General features: G+C 40.6%; 19 protein-coding genes. 14 read left to right on the top strand and 5 right to left on the bottom strand.

Annotation, left to right across the window (positions count from 1 at the left end; genetic code table 11):
- Positions 1–23 precede the first annotated feature (23 nt).
- Positions 24–773 carry a TerC family protein gene (locus KMHG_RS12535; protein ID WP_010289988.1) on the top strand — a complete coding sequence of 250 codons (750 nt, stop codon included), beginning with the start codon at positions 24–26 and terminating at the stop codon, positions 771–773.
- A gap of 47 nt (positions 774–820) precedes the next feature.
- Here the strand turns inward: KMHG_RS12535 and KMHG_RS12530 are convergent, their stop codons facing one another.
- The 5 genes from KMHG_RS12530 to KMHG_RS12510 all read right to left on the bottom strand — a co-directional run bounded on the left by KMHG_RS12530 (position 821) and on the right by KMHG_RS12510 (position 7,270).
- Complete coding sequence (locus KMHG_RS12530; protein WP_010289987.1) at positions 821–2,137, bottom strand: CitMHS family transporter; 1,317 nt, start codon at positions 2,135–2,137, stop codon at positions 821–823.
- A gap of 86 nt (positions 2,138–2,223) precedes the next feature.
- Positions 2,224–2,916 (bottom strand): response regulator, encoded by a 693-nt coding sequence (locus tag KMHG_RS12525; protein WP_010289986.1) that lies wholly within the window; start codon positions 2,914–2,916, stop codon positions 2,224–2,226.
- Positions 2,913–4,478, bottom strand: coding sequence for an ATP-binding protein (locus tag KMHG_RS12520; protein WP_010289984.1), 1,566 nt, complete (start codon positions 4,476–4,478; stop codon positions 2,913–2,915). The genes KMHG_RS12525 and KMHG_RS12520 overlap by 4 nt, the downstream gene beginning before the upstream one ends.
- A 79-nt stretch (positions 4,479–4,557) precedes the next feature.
- Positions 4,558–5,745, bottom strand: coding sequence for a M20 metallopeptidase family protein (locus KMHG_RS12515; RefSeq protein ID WP_010289981.1), 1,188 nt, complete (start codon positions 5,743–5,745; stop codon positions 4,558–4,560).
- A gap of 13 nt (positions 5,746–5,758) precedes the next feature.
- The gene (locus tag KMHG_RS12510) at positions 5,759–7,270 is read right to left on the bottom strand and encodes an AbgT family transporter (protein ID WP_010289978.1); all 1,512 of its coding nucleotides are present in this window, start codon (positions 7,268–7,270) and stop codon (positions 5,759–5,761) included.
- Between the two features lie 165 nt (positions 7,271–7,435).
- On the opposite strand from KMHG_RS12510, the gene KMHG_RS12505 reads away from it, so the two are divergent.
- The 13 genes from KMHG_RS12505 (at position 7,436) to KMHG_RS12445 (ending at position 22,235) form a co-directional block, all read left to right on the top strand.
- The gene (locus KMHG_RS12505) at positions 7,436–8,743 is read left to right on the top strand and encodes a hypothetical protein (RefSeq protein ID WP_010289977.1); all 1,308 of its coding nucleotides are present in this window, start codon (positions 7,436–7,438) and stop codon (positions 8,741–8,743) included.
- A 182-nt stretch (positions 8,744–8,925) separates the two neighbouring features.
- Positions 8,926–10,044 (top strand): HpcH/HpaI aldolase/citrate lyase family protein, encoded by a 1,119-nt coding sequence (locus KMHG_RS12500; protein ID WP_010289976.1) that lies wholly within the window; start codon positions 8,926–8,928, stop codon positions 10,042–10,044.
- A gap of 13 nt (positions 10,045–10,057) precedes the next feature.
- Positions 10,058–11,386 (top strand): phosphoribosyltransferase family protein, encoded by a 1,329-nt coding sequence (locus KMHG_RS17995; RefSeq protein WP_010289975.1) that lies wholly within the window; start codon positions 10,058–10,060, stop codon positions 11,384–11,386.
- Entirely contained in the window at positions 11,352–12,428 is a 1,077-nt protein-coding gene (locus KMHG_RS12490; RefSeq protein ID WP_010289974.1) for a cysteine protease StiP family protein, read from the top strand. Before KMHG_RS17995 ends, KMHG_RS12490 begins: the two co-directional genes overlap by 35 nt.
- Positions 12,429–13,220 (top strand): HAD family hydrolase, encoded by a 792-nt coding sequence (locus KMHG_RS12485; RefSeq protein WP_010289972.1) that lies wholly within the window; start codon positions 12,429–12,431, stop codon positions 13,218–13,220.
- A gap of 306 nt (positions 13,221–13,526) precedes the next feature.
- Positions 13,527–13,973 (top strand): hypothetical protein, encoded by a 447-nt coding sequence (locus KMHG_RS12480; RefSeq protein WP_147608216.1) that lies wholly within the window; start codon positions 13,527–13,529, stop codon positions 13,971–13,973.
- A gap of 174 nt (positions 13,974–14,147) precedes the next feature.
- On the top strand, positions 14,148–15,311 hold the full coding sequence (trpB, locus tag KMHG_RS12475; protein WP_010289968.1) for a tryptophan synthase subunit beta: 1,164 nt from the start codon (positions 14,148–14,150) through the stop codon (positions 15,309–15,311).
- A gap of 290 nt (positions 15,312–15,601) precedes the next feature.
- Positions 15,602–16,540, top strand: coding sequence for an ABC transporter permease (locus KMHG_RS12470; RefSeq protein ID WP_010289967.1), 939 nt, complete (start codon positions 15,602–15,604; stop codon positions 16,538–16,540).
- A complete protein-coding gene (locus KMHG_RS12465) occupies positions 16,537–17,463 on the top strand; it encodes an ABC transporter permease (RefSeq protein WP_010289966.1) in 927 nt (308 codons plus the stop codon). Before KMHG_RS12470 ends, KMHG_RS12465 begins: the two co-directional genes overlap by 4 nt.
- A gap of 4 nt (positions 17,464–17,467) precedes the next feature.
- Positions 17,468–18,511, top strand: coding sequence for an ABC transporter ATP-binding protein (locus tag KMHG_RS12460; protein WP_010289965.1), 1,044 nt, complete (start codon positions 17,468–17,470; stop codon positions 18,509–18,511).
- Positions 18,512–18,561: 50 nt separating this feature from the next.
- The gene (locus KMHG_RS12455; RefSeq protein WP_010289964.1) at positions 18,562–20,187 is read left to right on the top strand and encodes a peptide ABC transporter substrate-binding protein; all 1,626 of its coding nucleotides are present in this window, start codon (positions 18,562–18,564) and stop codon (positions 20,185–20,187) included.
- A gap of 79 nt (positions 20,188–20,266) precedes the next feature.
- Positions 20,267–21,190 carry a S66 peptidase family protein gene (locus KMHG_RS12450; RefSeq protein WP_010289962.1) on the top strand — a complete coding sequence of 308 codons (924 nt, stop codon included), beginning with the start codon at positions 20,267–20,269 and terminating at the stop codon, positions 21,188–21,190.
- 19 nt (positions 21,191–21,209) lie between these two features.
- Positions 21,210–22,235, top strand: a complete 1,026-nt coding sequence (locus tag KMHG_RS12445; protein ID WP_010289961.1) for an ABC transporter ATP-binding protein — start codon at positions 21,210–21,212, stop codon at positions 22,233–22,235.
- The last annotated feature ends 22 nt before the right edge of the window (positions 22,236–22,257 follow it).

Here is a 22,257-nt window from a genome sequence, read left to right as displayed (position 1 = left end):
TAGATAGATAAGGTGATGGCCAGATGGAAATTATCAATCAAATATTATCAACATATGCGCTATTCTTTGACTGGCAACATTGGGTAGAAGTATTATCAAACCCAGTGAACTGGGGTTTGATTTTATCTCTTGTCGTGTTAGAAGGTTTATTATCAGCAGATAATGCGCTCGTACTGGCCGTTCTTGTAAAGCATTTACCGGAAAAACAACGTAAAAAAGCGTTATTATATGGTTTAATAGGGGCTTATGTTTTCCGTTTTATCTTTATCGGAATTGGTGTGTACTTAGTAAAGTTTTGGTTCGTCAAAGTGCTCGGTGCCGCATATTTAATGTGGATTAGTATCGACTACTTCCGCAAAAAAGGCGGCGATGATGACGACGCAAAAGAATTTAATAAAGAAGGTATCCTCGTGCGCATGTTCGGCATGTTCTGGGGTACAGTTGTAGCTGTTGAGTTAATGGACGTTGCATTCTCTGTCGATTCAATTTTAGCTGCTTTCGCTGTATCAAGTGAAGTATGGGTACTATTAATCGGTGGTATGCTTGGTATTTTAATGATGCGTACGATCGCAGGTGTTTTCGTTACGTTAATTGATAAAGTACCAGAGCTTGAAACGACAGCCTTCATTTTAATTTTCATCATTGCATTAAAAATGCTATTAAGTGTATTCCATATTGAAATTTCGCACTACGTATTTTTCGCAGTATTGGTCATTGCCTTTGCCGCAACGTTCGTCGTGCATAAAATCAATGTGAAAAAGAATGCAGGATAAACAAAAAAAGAGGAACCGCTTAGGCGAGTCCTCTTTTTTTAATACAGTTATACGTGAATTAAACCGATAGCGACAGCGATTAAAAGTAATGTAACGCTCAGTCCCCACATCCAGAAAAATGAAAAGCGTAAATGTTTACCCATTTCTAAACCAGATAGACCTAGCGCTAGCCAAACAGCTGGTGCAAGTGGTGATACGAACGTACCGACGATATTCCCGATAATCATCGCATAAGCTGTTGACAGTGAATCGATGCCGAATGACATACCGATTTGTTCAACGACTGGGAATAGGGCGAAGTAGTATGCATCTGTACTGAGTAGTAAATCAAATGGCACCCCAAAAATCCCGATAATGACGTGTAAATAAGAAGCTAAAAAGTCGGGCATAATTTTGACGACGTTATTTGCAATCGCTGTGAGCATACCCGTACCGTTTAAAATACCTAAAAATAGTCCTGCGGCAATAATTATCGATGCCATCGTTAAAGCGTTCGCCGCATGTGCTTTAATACGATCCATTTGTGCTTTCGGTGTACGGAAGTTAATGATTAATGCGAGTGATACACCGATTAAAAAGGCAAGTCCTGCCGGTAGTAACCCTGAAACGAGTATACCAATGACAACGATTAATAAAATGGCATTGATCCATATTAATTTTGGACGATGTAATGATGTATCCGCTTCTTCATTAACGATACTATTTTTTAACGTAATTTCGACAGACTCACCACGCGCTTTTTTCGCATTGATGCGTTTCTTTTCGCGCAAGCCCATAAAAACAGCTAAAGCGAGCATAAGTAGTAAGCCGATGACTTGAATTTTAATAAGTGGATACCACAGTTCTGTTACGTCTGTTTTCAATACAGAAGCGACACGGCCTAACGGACCACCCCATGGAATCATATTGACGATTGCTGCCGATCCCCCGACGAGTAGCAATAGTACGTATGGATTCATACCGAGGCGTAAGTAAAGTGGTAGTAATGCCGGAATCGTAATTAAAAATGTAGAAGCGCCGGAGCCGTCCATTTGTGCTAATGCGGCAATCAGTACCGTAATAACTGCGACGACAACGATATTTCCTTTTGAAAGCGCAATCATTTTATTGATGATAGGTTCGAATAATCCGACATCTTGCATAATGCCAAAGAAGATAATGGCGAAAATAAACATGACGGCTACGCTAATGACCGACTGCAATCCTTCATCAAAAAACGTTCCTAAATCTGTAAAAGAATAACCTGCAACGAACAGTGCGACGACCGGTGGTAACACCATCGCGATAATCGGCGATACACGTCCGCTAATGAGCAATGCAACGATAATTAAAATCGTCACGATGCCAATGATTGTGAGTGACATATCATTTCCCCCTTTGTGATGTGTACATTTACTGTACCATCATTTCAAATGAGGAAAAGAATATGGCGATTTGTTGGATAAACTGTTTAAATATCATTTTGTTCATAAGTTTCACGGAGAACATATTGTCGCTCAGGTCGACCGACAGTACCGTATAGTAATGTTGTCATTAAGACGTTCTCAGCAACTAAATGTTCCAAGTAGCGGCGTGCAGTCGAACGACTAATGCCAAATTGTTCACTTAAAGCTGCAGCCGTCACATGATTCATTTCATGTGATAAAAATGCCATTTTAATTGTTTCTAACGTTTGCGCATCAATTCCTTTTGGCATCGTTTGCTCATGTTTAGATGCGCCAATATGAAATAATTGGTCGAGTTGTTGTTGTGTCACGTACGCATTCAATAGTAATTTGCGCTGTTGTGCGAGATGGGCAAGCGACGCATGTAATCGCTCGGCTTGAAATGGTTTTAATAAATAATCTTTTACACCACGATCATAGAGTGCCGTCACATGCGTCGTTTCAGCTGCAGCCGAAATAATAACAATGTCGATATGAGGTGCAGTTTTACGAACATTATCTACGAGCTCATATGCCGTCACATCGGGTACGTATAAATCAGCTAATAATACGTCTGGGTGAGGCGCCGTTGATAGGGCGGTAATTAATTCAGCGCCATAACGAAAATTCCCCGTTACTTCATGTGTACCTTGTGCTTCCACATATTGCTGATGTAAATCGGCAATACGAAAATCATCTTCTAAAATCCAAATGTTCATGCGTGTATCCTCCTCAACGTAATTAAAAAACAAGCACCACTTAAATCACCGTCATCAATCCATATTTCGCCGTCGACCGCTGCCAATGCTTGTTGAGATAGTGCTAAACCATGGCCGCGGTCAAATCCTTTTTTCGTTGAAAAGTGGCGCTCAAACAATTGCGTTTCGATGTTTTGTGGAATCCCATCTCCGCTATCTTCTACAGTAATAAGTAGCTCATGTTCATATTGTTCAAGTGTAACATGCACTTGTTTCATCATATGCGTGCTTTGTTGAACAGCATCGAAAGCATTTTGAATGACGTTGCCAAGAGCGAGTGTTAATGCATTTAGTTGGGCATCATTTAATGGCATTAAATCGTCTGGAATCGTCACGATTAAATCAATTTCGCGCTCCTTTGCTTCAAGTCGTTTGCCGGTTAATAAGGCGCTTAAAATCGTATAAGAAGGCTGATTAGATAAGTTATACAGTTGCTGTTGCTCTGAAGCATGTTGATCGATAAACTGCATCGCTTCTTGTACTTTTTGTTGTGCGAGTAACCCGCGAATTAAATGCAATTTATTCGAAAATTCATGTGTCTGTGCGCGTTGCAATTGTGCCTGTTGTTTGACGTGATGCAGTTCTTGCAAAATGTGTTCATAATCGATTTTTTTCCGGAACGTATACATCGCACCACTGAGCTGTTTGTTCGTATAAATCGGTGCTTTTGATAATAAAATTGTTTCGTTCGCAATCACTAATTCTAGCGTTGAAAATGAAGGTTGCTCAACAATATTGTCGTGAAACAGCTGTTGAATTGGTAACCCAACGAGCGAATGATGGGATTGGAAAAATGCTGTCGCATTTGGATTAGCAGACGTAATAAGGTCATCTGTAGATGTCGTTACAATAGCATCGCTCGTCGTCGCTAAAATGTTTTCATTTAATTGATACAATGTCGCGATTTCAGCGGGCTCCATTCCGTGCAATTGTTTTTTCATATAAATGCTAAATAACAAGGCGCAAATAATACCAATGAGTGCGACAATGCCAGTAATGCCTAGCCATTGTAAAAATAATGTAGCAGTTGTCTTTTCGATACTTGTCGTTAAAAAGCCGACAGAGACTACACCGATAATTTGGCCATTTTCGATAATCGGTGCTTTACCACGAATCGATTCACCGAGTGAACCTTTCACTGTTGTGACACTCGTTTTGCCGTCGAGTAATACGTGGGCGTTATCGCCACCGACCATTTGTTGACCGATTTTTTCGGGGTCTGGGTGGGTATAACGAATACCTTTTTCATTTCCGATAACGATAAAAGCAGCGTTCGTAATGCGTTGTGCTTTATCGGCGATTGGCTGCAATGACGTCGTTGGATTCGGTTGCGTAAATGCAACGTGTACGCTCGGCATTTCTGCAATGAGTTGCGCAGCTTGAAGCGCTTGGTCGCCTATTTGTGCATGCATTTTCGTACGTAAATGATGTTCGAATAATAAGAAGAACACCGTACAAATCATGACAATAATCGCACTGACATATAGCGTAATTTTCCATTGAAAAGAAAGTCGTTTTGCCATGCGTCACCTCCTATGAATAGCTTTTTCTATATACTACCAAAAAAAGAAAAAACACGTGAGATTCACGTGTTTTCTGTGTTTACGATTTTGATAAATAATCTAGTGTAGCTTGGCCGAGTACTTTTGCGGCGATCATCATTGCGCGTTCATCAAAGTCAAATTTCGGGTGATGATGCGGATATGTTTCTTCCCATTCTGGATTTTGTGCACCGGTGAAGAAAAAGTTACCAGGGACGTGTTGTAAATAGTACGCAAAGTCTTCGCCGCCCATTTGTGGTTCACAACGTTCGAACGTAATGTCGTCGAGTTTGGCAATGGCTTGTTCGACGTGTAACGTTTCATTTGGGTGGTTGACGACTGCTGGATAACCGCGAATAAATTGATAGTCATAATCTGCGTCCATAAATGCACAAGTTGCTTGCAGTAACTTTTCAATTTCCTTCTCTAATAACTGACGCGCTTCTTCATCAAATGTACGCACTGTTCCTTTTAACTTCACTTGGTCAGCGATAACGTTAAATGGATTGAGTGCCTCAATATGTCCGACTGATACAACGGCAGGTTGGAGTGGATTGACGCGACGAGATACGAGCTGTTGTAAATTGACGATAAATTGTGAGGCAATCAACACCGCATCTTTCGTATCTGTCGGGTTAGAACCGTGTCCGCCTTTCCCTTTCATCGTAATATAAATACCATCTGCCGCGGCCATTACTGGACCTGGTGCAGTATATATATTACCGAGAGGAAGTGGTGCCCATAAATGCGTACCGAAAATGACATCGACGCCTTCTAAACAGCCATCTTCAATCATTGCTTTTGCGCCACCCGGAGCGATTTCTTCAGCATGTTGATGAATAAAGACGATCGTACCTTCAAGTTCATCACGCATGCGGTTAAGTGCTTTCGCTAACGTTAAAAGCGTTGCTGTATGACCGTCATGTCCGCACGCGTGCATACGTCCTTTAAACTTCGATTGGAACGGTAAGTTCGTTTCTTCTGTGATCGCAAGCGCATCAAAATCTGCTCGAAGTGCGACAGTTTTGCCAGGTTTTGCACCGACAAGCGTTGCAACAACACCGTTACCGCCTACATGTTCTCGTACATCATGTCCTAGTGCACGATGAAAGGCAGCGATTTTTTTCGGTGTTTCTACTTCTTCAAATGATAATTCTGGATTTGCATGAAAGTCGCGACGGAGCGCAATCATTTCCGCTTCGTATTGTTGTAGTAAATCGTGTAATTGTTGCTGTTGTGTCGACATCATAAAATGTCCTCCCTTATTTTAAATGAATGAAATCTCCAGGTCCGAGTGGTAAGTCGAATAAGAACCAAATAGCGAATAAAATGATCCATCCAATTGCAAAGGCAATTGAGTATGGCAATAGCGCTGAAATTAATGTACCAATACCGATATTTTTATCGTAGCGTCGTGCAAATGCGAGTAAAATCGCGAAATACGCTAACATCGGTGTAATTGGATTTGTAATCGAATCCCCGACGCGGTAAGCAGCTTGTGTTACGGCAGGTGAATAACCTAAATACATAAACATCGGTACAAAAATCGGTGCTAGTAATGCCCACTTGGCAGAAGCACTTGCAACAAGTAAGTTGACGAATGCACAAATGATAATAAATCCAATGATCATTGGTAAGCCTGTGAAGTTTAATGCTTGTAACAATTCGGCCCCTTTAATCGCCATAATCGAACCGATATTACTCCAGTTAAAGTAAGCAATCATTTGAGAAGCAACGAATGCGAGCACGATAAATGGTGACATATCTGCAATCGACTTGAAAATTTTCTCCGCTACTTGCTTGTCGTTTTGAATATTTTTTGAACCGATACCGTAAGCGAGCGCTGGTAATAGGAAGAAGAATAACATGACTGGAACAATCCCTGTCATAAACGGTGAATTTAAAAATCCGCCTGTTTCAGGGTCACGTAGTAAGCCGTTTGACGGAATGACTGTAAATGCAATGACGATAATATAAATTGCAGCTACAATCCCTGCCCATTTCAGACCTTTCTTTTCTAAGTCCGAAATAGGCTCTAATTTTTCAACCGTTCCTTCAAATTTACCGAAACGTGGCTCTGTAATTTTATGTGTTACCCACGTACCGACAATCATTAATAAAAATGTAGAAACGATTAAGAAGTAATAGTTCATCGTTGCACGACCGCTATAATCTTTATCAGCAATTTGTGCGGCTGAATCGGTAATGCCTAGTAATAAAACGTCTAATGAGCTAATTAATAAGTTGGCGCTGAAACCACCAGCAACTGCAGCATATGTAACGATTAAACCTGTTAATGGATTACGTCCGATACTCATAAAGATCATCGCGGCGATCGGCGGTAAAATAATAAATGCAGCATCGGCAGCTAAGTTACCGACTAAACCAGTTAAAATTAATACGGGAACAATTAATTTTTGCGGAGCGGCGAGCACTGTTCGTTTCATTAAAGCTGAAATTAAACCTGTTTGTTCCGCTAAACCGATTCCAAGCATCGTGACAATTACCATTCCTAACGGTGGGAAGCCGGTGAAATTATTAATCATTTCAGTGACAATTAAAATGAGCCCATCTTGACTCAATAAATTGACGACAGAAATCGTTTCGTCAGTTCCTGGTTTAACAGCTGAAATGCCAATCGCTGATAGCAACCAAGAAAGAGCGAGTACGAGCAATGCCATGATGACAAATAACGTAATTGGGTCTGGTAATTTGTTACCCGCACGTTCGATGACATCGAGGAATCGCGTGACGAATGTTCGTTTTTCTTTCATGTTATTCATCTCCTTTAATTGAAATAGACGCTTTTAAGTTTGAAAATTCTGACATTTAATCTTACAATGATTAAAAGACATGAATCACTCGCGTCTTTTAATATATAATATACATAAAATACCATATTAAGCAATTATTTTATTTAAACAGATAGGAGTTTTTAAATGTACCACATTAATATTTTTTGCGCACAACGCTCATATGAATGGGTGAAATACATTGATAAATTAGCGATTAAAAATTGTACGTTTCATTACTATACATACACATCTTTCGAACAACTGCATGCATTATTACGTGCTCATTTATCAGAAGGGGACGGCGCATTATTTAGCGGTCAAATTCCATATTTTTTCGCTCAAGCAAATATGAAAGAAACGACAGTGCCAATGGCGTACTTCGATATTTCTGAACGTGATTTTTATCGTTTATTAACAGAACTATTTTATACACGCGATTTACGGTTAAAAGAAATCGCGATTGATTTTTGTTATGAAGAAAATGGCTATTTAGGTATTCATGAATGGCGAGAAGATGATTTGCCACAATTGTTCAGTCAAACGATGAATTCGTACGCGACGAGCAATATTATCGAATCCGTCGTCGACTGGCATACGACGCTGTATCAAAAAGGAAAAACGAAGCTTAGCTTGACGCGCGTTGCGGAGATGGTCGATCAATTAGCTGCACGAGGTGTTCCTTATATTTTCGTCCATCCGTCTCCATATGCTGTTGAAAAAACGATTAAACGATTCATTCAACAATTAGATATGGCACAACTTATTCAAAATCAAGTCGTTGTCGCAGCGATTCACATACCAGTCGATAAAACAGATGTCGAAACATTAGAATATCGTCATATTTCACTTTATAAAGCCATTTTAGATTTGAAACAGCAGCATCCGCATATAATCGTCCATCGCGAGGCAACTGCGATGATGCTTTTAACGACGTATGCGCATTTCATTGCGTTGACGAAAGAACGAACGACGTGTGAACTCGTCGCTTATTTATCAAAACAGCTATCATTTCCTGTGAAAGTTGGCTGGGGCATTGGCCAAACGTTGCAACAAAGTCGTGCATTTGCCCAACAAGCGGTTCAGCGATGCACGTCGAAACATACAGAAGGTTATATGAAAGGTGAAACGTATGAAATCGGTCCATTGTTAGCAGGTGTGACGTTACAATATGATGCATCACGACAACAGCGATTAAAGGACATCAGCATATCGAAACAATTACCATTTGCACAATTACAAAAAATTGATGCAGTCATTCAAACGTTACAAACGCCGATTTTAAACGGTGAATTGCTCGCGGATCATTTAAATATGACCGTTCGCTCTGCCAATCGCATTTTACAAAACTTATGTCAAAAACAATTGGCAACAGAATTACCGAATGTCGTTGCGTCGACAAGAGGACGTCCGAAAAAGTTTTATAAGATTTATCTCGGAAAAGAATCAATTTAAATCATAGATTGCATATAACGAATTGCGATGAATTACATCAATATATTATTTAAAGGAATAACTGTTAATTATTTGCAATGTTATATAACCTCACATATAATTAAGGGTATATTTTTCAGAAAATTCTATTAAACTTTTGTTTTTTTCATAAAACTTTACAAAAATTGAAAGGAGCGATTTACATGCGTTTTCATCAACATTTATCGGATCAACAATTAGCTCGTCACTTAGCCATTTTGCCGAAACATTTCACAAAGGATACGCCGCGTGAGCAGTTAGCACTTTGTTTAGGAGCTACATTGTACACCCCGGGTACACGAACAAAAATTGCTGAAGATTTATTGGATCGCAAGTACCCACAATTAACGTCGCTCATTATTGATTTAGAAGATGCTGTTGCGGATAGCGAAGTAGAGGGCGCACTTCGCAATACACATGAAAGTTTATTGAAAGTTCAAGGGTTTATAGAAAAAGGATTATTAACAGAAGAAACATTGCCACTATTGTTCGTACGTGTCAGAACACCAAAACATTTAGAACGTGTAACTGAAGTACTTGGTGAAACGCAACATTTATTAACAGGGTACGTGCTACCGAAGTTTGAACTTGAAAATGGGGCGGCTTTTTTACATGTGATGGCCCGCGAATGTATGAAAGGTTATTCATTGTACGCAATGCCAGTGCTAGAAACGGCGAACCTTCTATATAAAGAACGTCGCCTATCCCAACTTACACAACTATATGATTTATTAAAAGAATACCAGGATATGATTTTAAACGTCCGTATTGGGGCAACAGATTTCCTCGGCGTTTATGGTATTCGTCGAAAACGTACGCAGTCTGTATATGATGTATTGATTGCGCAAGATATGTTAACAGATATCGTGAACGTATTTGGTCGCCAGCAAGGGTTTGCAATTTCAGGTGCGGTATGGGAATACTTCGATACGAAGCAAGAAGTCGCAAGCGGTGGTGCGGTTGCAACGAAGACGTTGACGCGGGCGCTAGAAGGCTTAGCGCAAGAATGTGAATTGGATCAATTAAACGGTTTAGTCGGAAAAACCGTCATTCATCCAACGCATATTCAATTCGTCAATGCATCGTACATTGTGACGTATGAAAATTATTTAGATGCACTAGCCGTTTTAGATCACGCAACGGACGCAGGGGTGTTGAAAAGTAGCTACGGGAACAAAATGAATGAGATGAAGCCACATCAATATTGGGCAAAACGCATTCTCGCAAGAGCAGAAATTTACGGCGTGTTAAAGCCAGAAGAAGATTATTTAGCACTCATCTAAGGAGGCATTTTCTATGACAACTTTTTCAATTGAAGGCCGTTTAACGGTTGATACGAATATTTTCCACAATCCGTATAATTTCAGTGAGCATGATTTATTTGCATTAGGGCTACGCATTAATAAAAAGCGTCAATTTTTATTTGTTTCGAAAGTACTCGGTAAACATTTACATGTAAAACCGTTCATTCCAATTTATACAGGGCATTTATTAGCAAATCGTTTTTTAGAACATTACGGTATTTATCAAGACCATACGGAAGCACTCGTACAATCGATTAAAACAGAGACGCCACTCGTTGATATCGAGAGCGTACGAACGAAAGCACCAGAGCAAATTGCCATTATCGGGTTTGCAGAAACAGCGACGGCACTCGGACATGCATTTTTCGATGCATTTGACGACAACGCGACGTATATTCATACGACACGTGAGCGCGTTCACGGTTTAGAACCGACGATTACATTTGAAGAGGAACATTCTCATGCGACGAGTCATCGCTTATATGCTCCGCCGAACATGTTTGAGCAGGCAACGCACATAGTCCTCGTAGATGATGAAATGTCGACAGGTCAGACGAATTTAAATATTATTGATGAATTACATGCGCAATATCCGCACATTCAACAATATACGGTCGTATCTATTTTAGATTGGCGTAGTGCAGAAGAGCGCAAAGCATATGAAACGTTTGCAGCAGCGCGTCGTATCGATATTCAAGTCGTGACGTTGATGAGTGGTACGATGGCTGTAGAAGGTTCATTTTGTGACGAGGAAACACCTCTCCAACTGTCAGCACGTACGGTATCAAAACGTGTTGGTGAAGCGTGCAGTTTAACACCGATCGTCTATAAATCAACGAGTGAAGATGGCACGCTTTGTGCATCGCCATATGTAGAGCAAACAGGTCGTTTCGGCTTGACTGCAACACAAAATAAAATGTTGCGTGACGATTTATCGACGCTAGCTTTACCAAAAGTAAATGGTAAAACGCTTGTGGTCGGTACAGGGGAATGTATGTTTATCCCGATGCAAATTGCGATGCTATTAGATGGTGATGTTTGGACACAATCGACGACACGCAGTCCGATTTTTGTAGATGAACGTTCGGTCATTTATGAGAAGTACGCTTTTAGCAGCCCTGAAAATGCAGGTGTCGCGAATTTCTTATATAGCGTGTCAAAAGGAAATTTTGATGAAGTCGTACTTGTCGTCGAGCGCCTTGCAGACGAAGAAGGTTTAGAGGCATTAATTGCACAATTGAATTTACCAGTAATAGTCATTCAACTAACGGAAGGAGTGTCTTATTATGACGGTCAAAACGTTTATGCAAACGAGCTATAGTACAGACGATGTAATTTTCTTATTGAAGGATTTAAGCGATATTGAATTAGAAAAAGATACGCAATCACGCGAACAACTCATTCAACAAGGAGTACATTATTCAACGATGCTACCGCAAGAATTCCAGCCGAGTGACGATTATTTAGCGCTATTCCATGAAACGCTAGATGCGTATAGTGCACGTTTAGCGGAAGCTGTTGCGACGGTAACAGAGCAAGTGCTTGCGAAAAAGGTACTCGATGAAGTCGTGCTCGTTAGTTTAGCGCGTGCCGGTACGCCAATCGGGATTTTAATGAAGCGTTACATTCAGTTTAAATATGGTGAAACCGTACCGCATTACGCTATTTCAATCATTCGCGATCGAGGCATTGATGAAGTAGCGATTCAATACATTTTAGATACGCACCCACAGGCAAATATTCAATTTGTCGATGGTTGGACAGGAAAAGGCGCCATCACACGAGAATTAACTGCTGCGTGTAACGAGCTGCGCTTAAAAGGAATTGACATTGATGATACGCTAGCTGTTTTAGCAGATCCCGGACATTGTGCTTCTTTATATGGGACACGTGATGATTTTTTAATTCCTTCTGCGTGCTTGAACTCGACTGTTTCAGGCCTCGTTAGTCGTACGGTATTAAATGACACATTCATTCACGAAGGTGATTTCCACGGCGCGAAATATTATGAAGCGCTTGAATCTGCGGACGTGTCGTATACGTTTATCGATGCGGTCGTTGCACAATTTCCGAACGTATCGCCTCAACCGCCAGAAGATGCGCCCGTGACATGGTTAGGTATGCAATCTGTTGAGCGTATTCAAGAGCAATTTGACATTGCCAATACGCATCATATTAAACCAGGCGTTGGTGAAACGACGCGCGTACTATTGCGACGTGTACCGTGGAAAATTCTCGTCAACCCGACGTATGATATGGACTTGCAACATATTTATATGCTAGCGGAGGAACGTGGTGTGCCGGTCGAGGTATACAAAGACATGAGCTACTCTTGTTGTGGACTCATTAAGGAGTTGATATAAATGCACGTACTAACAACAGACTTAGATCGAACGTTTATTTTTTCAGAGCGAACAGTTGGGCTGCCATTAGAAGAAGCAATTTGTATTGAAAAGCTTCATGATAGGCCGATTTCTTACATTTCTAAGCGAACAAAAGCGCTTTTAGAAGAAGCGCAACAACATATTGAAATCATTCCAGTGACAACGCGTTCACGTGCGCAATATGATCGCATTCAGTTATTTGACCAAACACCGCATTACGCCGTCGTTTGTAACGGAGGAATTGTTCTCAATGATGGTGAAATAGATCGTGAATGGCAAGCGCAAGTGCAAAAAAACATTGCGAGTTGCATGGGCTTTGAAGCATTTCGAGAAACGTTTGCACATTGTTGGGAAATGGAGATGTTCAGAAAAATTAATGAGGTAGACGGTTTGTTTTACGTGATGCTCATTGATGAAGAAAAACGTGATGATGCAGCGTTGACGAAATTAGCTGAATCGTTTGAAGATGCACGTTGGACGAGTTATGTGCACGGTCGAAAATTTTACGCATTGCCGAAAACGTTAACGAAAGAGGCTGCTGTACAATATGTATTAGAAAAGCTTGCACCGATTGCCCATTATGCCGCTGGAGATTCATTTATGGACCTCGGCATGATGCAGCTAACGGAGCATCATTACTCGCCACAACATGGTGAGATCTATGGAACGCTCGCGCATGAGGCCCCAATCCGGATTTTAGAAATGAACGGCGCAGCGTTTACAGAACAAATGTTAGAAGAAATTTTAGAAGCGGCGACATCTTCGGTTTAAAAAGCATCTTATTAGGTGCTTTTTTATATTTACATAAGTTATTTTTCACGATTATTTTTAAAAAGTGGATAAGTAGGGTAAAAATATATTGAATTTATGTTATTTTATGCTAAAAAATTATTTTAGAACATGTGTTCGATTTCTGTTTCGTTGTTATGATCATAAACAAATCGTTTTTCAATGGAAAGGAAGATGACAATGATTTTAGTGTTGTTTCATAAAAGAAATGTATTTACCGAAGAAGGTCAACCATTTTTGAAAGGCTTGGATTTGCAGAGAGGTGTCGGAAATAAAGGAGATTTAGTGGTGTTTGCACAATATGAAGGACGACATATTTTCGCATATGCTTATGCCCGTCTCGGCGAATTTCATCGAAAGGACGACCGTTTAGAAACGTGGCAATTTAGTATTTTACGGTTATTTGTGGCACGTTGGGTGTTGAGTGACCAAGTGGCGCAAGCGGGATTATCGAATAATACCGTTCATTTGCTACAACATCATCTCCCTATCGTCGAAGAATTACAACAAATTGTAGAAGCGAATAGATTAGCGGAATTAATTACAGCTTATGAAATATTAGACGAGGTGATTACGTTTCGAGACATTGCACGCGATGATTGTGTAACGGATCAATGTACGACAATTGATGTGCTTGAGACGTGGCGTCGACGCGCGGACACATTGTGGTTCAATGAAATTGATAGCGATGATTTAGAAATTTTCCCATTAGAAGATGACAATGAATATTATTAATGAGCGTTAAAAATACTCGTTTTTTGACGAGTGTTTTTTTGCTCGCGTTCATTTTTTCTAAAACATGTAAAAATAGCACTTTTTTTGCTCGATTTCCGTATAACCAATTGCGTTTTTCTTATAAAATGTTTAAAATAGACTGAAAATTTAGTTAGTTGAGAGGGGCAAGATGAGATGAGCACAGAGCAACAAGCAGGGTATTTCGGAGAATTTGGTGGTAGTCAAGTACCGCCGTCATTACAAAATGTATTAGACATTTTAGAAGAAAATTTTAATCGTTTTAAAGATGATGAAGATTTTAAAAATGAATTAGATTATTATTTCCGTGAATATGTAGGCCGTCAATCACCACTTTATTTTGCGGAAAACTTAACGAACCGTTTAGGTGGCGCAAAAATTTATTTAAAACGTGAAGATTTAAATCATACAGGATCACATAAAATTAACAACGTACTCGGTCAAATTTTATTAGCGAAACGTATGGGGGCAAAACGTATTATTGCTGAAACGGGTGCAGGTCAGCATGGTGTAGCGACAGCAACAGTATGTGCGATGTTTAATATGGAATGTGTCATTTACATGGGCGCGGAAGATATTAAGCGTCAGGCGTTAAATGTGTTCCGTATTGAATTATTAGGTGCGAAAGTCGTATCGGTTACAGAAGGACAAGGTCGCCTGAAAGAAGCTGTTGATGCCGCATTTGCAGATTTAGTAGAGAACTATGAAAACTCATTCTATTTATTAGGTTCAGCTGTCGGACCACACCCATTCCCAACGATGGTGAAACATTTCCAATCGGTTATTAGCCGTGAAAGTCGTGCACAAATTTTACAAAAAGAAGGCAAGTTGCCGACAGCAGTCATTGCATGTGTTGGTGGTGGTAGTAACGCTATTGGTTCATTTGCGGAATATATTGCAGATGAAGACGTACGCTTAATCGGCGTAGAACCTGACCAAGCACCTTCATTAACAGAAGGAACACCGGGTGATTTACACGGTTTCCGCTGTTTAGTATTGCAAGATGAAGCGGGCAATCCACAGCCTACGTATTCAATTGCGGCAGGGTTAGATTATCCAGGCGCAGGGCCAGAACATTCACAACTAAAAGTATCAGGTCGTGGGGAGTATGTGACGATTTCCAATGAGGAAGTATTAGATGCCTTTATGACATTATCGAAAGAAGAAGGTATTATCCCAGCATTAGAAAGTAGCCATGCAGTGGCGTACGCGTTAAAATTTGTCCCAACGTTATCAAAAGAAGATATTGTGATCGTCAACATTTCAGGTCGTGGTGACAAAGATGTTGAACAAGTATATGACATGCTCGCAAAACGTTAACAATTTGATGCAATATTATTTTTAATGATGGATGTTTTTCCATAATAGAATATTTGGACCAATATGAAACACCTTACACAATTGTGTGAGGTGTTTTTTTATATTAGCGAATGTACCTATAGCGCGCATCATTGTAAAAATCAATTAGGTAAATAAAAACTAGGTATAAAACAGCATTTTCAATTCTTTTACAGAATAAAATTGTAATATTATAAAAATTCTGATAATATTATTTTAACCAAAAATATCCAAAAATGTTTTTTGGAAGCATCAAAGAGAGGGGGAACACTATGATTTCGTATATTGTAAAGCGCTTTTTCATGATGATCATGACGATTTTTATTATTGCGACATTAACATTTGCGTTGATGCATGCAATTCCAGGATCACCATTTGATAGCGACAAAACGTCTAATCCCGTCATCCAAGAAAATTTAGAAAAGTTTTACCATTTAGATGATCCGCTACTCGTCCAGTACGGTAGTTATATGAAGGCGATTGTGACATTTGATTTTGGTCCATCGATTAAAAAACCGAATGAAACGGTTAATTCATTGTTAGAGAGAGGATTCCCAATATCACTTGAACTCGGCATGATTACGATTATCGTCGCTTGTATTTCGGGGATTATCCTCGGTACGCTCGCAGCGCTAAGACATAATGGACTCGTCGATTATTTTGCGATGGCGATTGCGGTCATCGGGATTTCGATTCCAAACTTTATTTTAGCGACGTTATTAATCCAAGTATTCGCAGGTCAGCTCGGTTGGCTACCAGCTGCGACATGGTCAAGTCCAAAACATATGATTTTACCGACGCTTGCTTTAGCAACGGGCCCAATGGCGATTATCGCAAGGTTAACGCGCTCAAGCATGCTTGAAGTATTAACGCAGGACTACATAAAGATGGCAAAAGCAAAAGGATTAAAACCTTGGCGCATCGTATGTCGCCATGCGCTTCGTAATGCGATGATGCCGGTCGTGACGATTATGGGAACGATGCTCGCGTCGATTTTAACGGGGACGTTCGTCATTGAAAAAATCTTTGCGATTCCAGGAATGGGTAAATATTTCGTAGAAAGTATTAACAATCGAGATTACCCGGTCATCATGGGAACGACAGTGTTTTATAGCGCCTTTTTAGTTTTTATGCTGTTCCTTGTCGATATCATTTATGGCATTTTAGACCCGCGTATTAAATTGCATAAAAAAGAAGGTGAGTCATCATGACAAACGTAAATGTAAAAGACGAATGGTTCACACCTAAGAAAAAAGATAGTGAAGCAAAAGAACAAGTGATGCGCCCATCACTATCGTATTGGAAAGATGCTTGGCGTCGATTGCGTAAAAATAAGCTTGCGATGCTAGGGCTCGTTTTTCTCGTATTACTCGCAGTGATGGCGATTTTCGTGCCTATTTTTTCTCCACATTCTGTCACAGCGACAGATTTACCAAATCAAAATAAGCCACCATCTGCGAAAAACTGGTTTGGAACGGATGAAATGGGACGCGATGTATTTACGAGAACATGGTACGGCGCCCGAATTTCATTATTTGTCGGCTTAGTTGCAGCGCTTATTGATTGTATTGTCGGTATTATTTACGGCGGAATTAGCGGTTATAAAGGCGGCAAAGTCGATATGATCATGATGCGTATCGTTGAAATTTTATACGGCTTACCGAACTTACTCGTTGTCATTTTATTAATGGTCGTGATGGGACCAAGTTTATTAACGATTATTATTGCGCTGACGATTACGGGTTGGGTCGGCATGGCACGTATCGTACGTGGCCAAGTGTTACAAATTAAAAACTACGAATTTGTTACAGCGTCGAAATCGTTCGGTGCGGATTCAAGTCGTATTATTCGTAAAAACTTATTGCCGAATACGATGGGACCAATCATCGTCCAAATTACACTAAGCGTACCGACAGCGATTTTTGCGGAAGCTTTCTTAAGTTTCTTAGGGCTTGGTGTACAAGCACCGTATGCGAGTTGGGGTGTAATGGCGAATGATGCATTACCGGTCATTTTATCCGGTGACTGGTGGCGTTTATTCTTCCCAGCATTATTCATTTCGATTACGATGTTTGCATTTAACGTGTTAGGTGATGGCTTGCAAGATTCGCTTGATCCAAAGTTAAGGGGGTAGAGACATGGTTACAAATCAACCAACAGTAGCACCACCAATTGTTGAAGCCCAACAAAAAGTGCTTGAAGTCAAAAATCTACATGTCACGTTTAAAACGTATGGCGGTGAAGTGAAAGCGGTACGTGGAGTGACATTTGATTTGTATAAAGGAGAGACGCTTGCCATCGTTGGTGAGTCAGGTTGTGGTAAAAGTGTGACGTCTAATGCGATTATGGGCCTCATTCCACAGCCACCTGGTCGTATTGCGAATGGCCAAGTGCTTTATAAAGGACGCGATTTAGCGAAGCTTTCGAAAAAAGAGCTCCGCGATATTCAAGGAATGGATATTTCGATGATTTTCCAAGACCCGATGACGGCGTTAAATCCGACGCTGACGATTGGGGAGCAACTAATGGAAGGGATTCGCACCCATCATGGCATTTCAAAGCAAAAAGCGAAGCAACGTGCGATTGAGATGCTTCACCTTGTCGGTATTCCGAGTCCAGAAGAACGATTGAAACAATATCCACACCAATTTTCAGGTGGTATGCGTCAGCGAATCATCATCGCTATTGCGCTCATTTGCGACCCAGAAGTATTGATTGCCGATGAGCCAACGACCGCGCTTGATGTGACGATTCAAGCGCAAATTTTAGAGCTATTCGCAGACATTCAGGCGCGTACCGGCGTATCGATTATTTTAATTACGCATGATTTAGGGGTCGTTGCGAAAATTGCCGACCGTATCGCGGTAATGTATGCCGGCAAAGTCATTGAAATTGGTACGAAGCGCGATATTTTTTATCGTCAGAAACATCCGTATACGAAAGGGCTTCTTCAATCGGTACCGCGCCTCGACTTACTAGAAGAAGAGTTGCAACCGATCGATGGTACGCCACCGGATTTATTTGATCCACCGGTTGGCTGTAGTTTCGCTGCACGTTGTCCGTTTGCGATGGACGTATGTGAACGTGTGGAACCACCTGAAACTGTGCTAACAGAAGCACATCGCGCCTATTGTTGGCAACTTGATGAAAGAGCGAAAGGGCTTTTTCCTAACTATCAGTGATTCGTACAGTCGTACATCACATATATACAAAACGTTAAAGGGGGATTTTTATGAAAAAATGGTTATCACTCATCGTACTTGCCCTAGCCATGGTTGTTATGGCAGCTTGTACAGCAAACGAAGACGCTGGTTCAAATGACAGTAGCGAATCTTCAAATGATGAAAAGTCAGAAAAAGTGTTGTATTTAAACAATGCTGTTGAACCGACATCATTCGATCCATCAGTCGCATTTGATGCAGTCTCTTGGAATCCATTAAACAACTTAATGGAAGGTCTTGTTCGTTTAGATGAAAACAACGAGCCGAAAGAAGCAATTGCTGAAAAAGTAGAAACATCAAAAGATGGCAAAACGTACACATTCACATTACGCAAAGATGCGAAATGGTCAAATGGTGATCCTGTAACAGCTGGTGACTTCGTTTACGGTTGGTTACATATGTTAGATCCGAAAACGGCTTCTCCTGCTGCATTTTTAGCTTACCCAATCGTTGGTGCAGAAGCATACAACACAGGTGAAGGCAAAAAAGGCGATGTAGGGATTAAAGCAGTAGATGATCAAACATTCGAAGTGACATTAAACGATCCAACAGAAGCATTTTTAAACATTATTTCAAACCCTAGCTTCTTCCCAGTAAACGAAAAAGTAGCAGAAGATAATGCAAAATGGTTTGCAGAAGCAGACACATTCGTTTCAAACGGTCCATTCAAATTAGCATCATGGGAACATGATTCAAAAATGGTCTTTGAGAAAAACGATCAATATTGGGATCAAGCAAACGTAAAGTTAGACAAAGTAGAATGGGCAATGGTAAACGATGTGAATACAGAATACCAAATGTACCAATCTGACGAGTTAGACGTGTCATCTATTCCAGGTGAAATGTACGACCAATTAAAAGATAGCGATGAATTAGTGAATAGTGAACAAGCAGGTGTGGCATTCTACCGCTTTAACGTAGATAAAGAGCCATTTACGAATGCAAAAGTACGCCAAGCATTTGCACATGCGATTAATCAAGAAAACATCGTTGAATACGTAACAAAAACAGGTCAAAAACCAGCACATGGTTTCGTATCGTACGGTTTCGTTGGCCCAGATGGTAAAGAATTCCGCGATACAGTTGGTGATTTAATCAACTTTGATAAAGATGAAGCGAAAAAATTATTAGAAGAAGGTATGAAAGAAGAAGGCTGGGACAAGCTACCTGCTGTAACGCTCACATACGGTACTTCTCCTGATAACCAAAAAGTTGCAGTTGCTTTGCAAGATCAATTTAAAGAAGCATTAGGTGTAGACGTGAAATTACAAAGCGTTGAGCCAAGTGTATTCTTAGCAGAACAAAAAGAATTAAAACACCAATTATCACGTTCATCATTCATTTTTGACTATGCAGATCCAGTGAATGCATTAGAATCATTCATTACCGATTCTTCAATGAACCGTACAAATTGGTCAAATAAAAAGTACGACAAATTAATTGCAGATGCGAAAGCAGAGCAAGATGCAGCAAAACGTTGGGAACTATTACAACAAGCTGAAAAATTATTAATGGAAGAAACACCAGTCGTACCAGTTCATTTCTATAACCAATTAAGCGTACAAAAACCTGCTGTGACAGGTATCGTACGTCACCCAGTTGGTTACTTAGAACTGAAAAACGTTGATAAAAAGTAAAGAAGTTGAAGCTGCGAATGTGCAGCTTCCTTCGCTGTGAAAATGAGTCGTCGTTTTTACAGCGAAGGGAGGCATGGATATGCAACAACCGAAACGTTTACAACGCGGCGATACAATTGGCATCATTGCCCCAGCAAGTGCGCCAAATCAACAAGCGCTACAAGCATCGTTATCTTTTTTAACACAATTAGGACTTCGTTATGAATTTGGCAAAACGATTTCATCTCAATATGGCTATTTGTCTGCACGAGATGATGTGAGACGGGCAGATGTTGAAGACATGTTTCGACGAGACGATATCGCTGGCATCATATGTGCATGTGGTGGATACGGCGCGGCACGTTACGTCGATGAACTCGATTTTGACATAATTCGTCGTCACCCAAAAATATTTTGGGGCTATTCAGATATAACGGTGTTACATCAAGCTTTGATGCAACGCGCAAACCTCGTCACGTTTCACGGACCGATGCTCGGTTCAGATATTGGCAAAGAGACTTTTATGCTACAATCAGCAGCGCAATTTCAGCAATTGTTTACACCGACGACGCTTACGTATGACGCGCAGTTTGCACCTGGTCTTTCAACGATCACTGCTGGACGTGCGACCGGAAAAATCGTTGGTGGCAATTTAAGTTTACTCGCTAGTTCAGTAGGGACGATGTATGCACCACAGACGGCGGGCAATATATTATTGATTGAAGATGTCAATGAACCACCTTATCGTATTGATGGTATGTTAAATCAATTAAGGCTCGCTCGTCTATTTGAAAATATAAACGGTGTTATAATCGGGGATTTTGCAAATGCATCGCCTTCACCAGAAAAAGCTTCGCTCACCCTAACAGAGGTGTTCCACCATTACTTTGGTACGCTTGGTGTACCGGTATTATCAGGTGTGAAAATTGGTCACTGCCAACCGCATTTTGCGCTGCCGTTAGGCGTAGAGGCGACATTAGACGCGACGAAGCAAACAATCGTGATTACACCAGGCGTTCGTTAACATAAAGGAGGACAACATCATGACAGAAGAAATCATTTTATCCGTTCACAATTTAAAAAAGCATTTTCAACTAGATCGAAATGAAACGTTAAAAGCGGTCAACGGTATTACGTTTGATGTGAAAAAAGGAGAAACATTTGGCCTTGTTGGTGAATCAGGCTGTGGGAAGTCGACAGCAGGACGTACGATTATGGGCTTATACAATAAAACAGCAGGCGACGTTCATTACAAAGGAAAAGATGTGCATGCATTGAGCGAAAAAGAGCGCCATGACTTTTTTAAAGAAATGCAAATGATTTTCCAAGATCCGTATGCATCGCTTAATCCGCGTTCGACCGTATTTGAAATTATTGCGGAACCGCTTGTTATTCATCAAGTACATAAATCAAAAAAAGAACTAGCCCAAAAAGTATATGAATTGTTAGAATCAGTCGGGTTAAATCGCGACCACGCGAACCGTTATCCACATGAGTTTTCAGGGGGTCAACGTCAACGTATTGGTATCGCACGTGCCCTTGCACTCGACCCTGATTTTATTATTTGTGATGAGCCGATTTCAGCACTAGACGTATCTGTACAAGCATCAGTCGTTAAATTGCTACAGCGTCTCCAAAAAGAAAAAGGCTTTACATATTTGTTTATTGCACATGATTTATCAATGGTAAAATACATTTCAAGCCGCATCGGTGTAATGTACTTAGGGAAAATGGTTGAGCTCACAACGAGTGAAGCGCTCTACGATAAGCCACTCCACCCTTATACACAAGCACTTCTATCCGCGATTCCGATTCCAGATCCAGATATTGAAGAAGCGCGTCAACGTATCATTTTACAAGGAGAATTACCAAGCCCAATTGATCCGCCAACAGGCTGTGTATTCCATACGCGCTGTGCACATGCTTGTGTCGCTTGTACGAAAACAGAACCACGTTGGATTGCCGCAGATGAAGATCACTTCGTAGCGTGTCATTTGTACGATGATGATGTCGAGATGGGGGCACCGATTCATACATTAGAAGAAGTCATCATTGAATCGTCTATTTAAATGAAAGAAAGCAGGTATTGCC

This window comes from Kurthia massiliensis (genome assembly GCF_000285555.1).
GTDB classification, from domain to species: Bacteria; Bacillota; Bacilli; order Bacillales_A; family Planococcaceae; genus Kurthia; species Kurthia massiliensis.
This window is presented reverse-complemented; position numbering and strand designations above follow the sequence as displayed.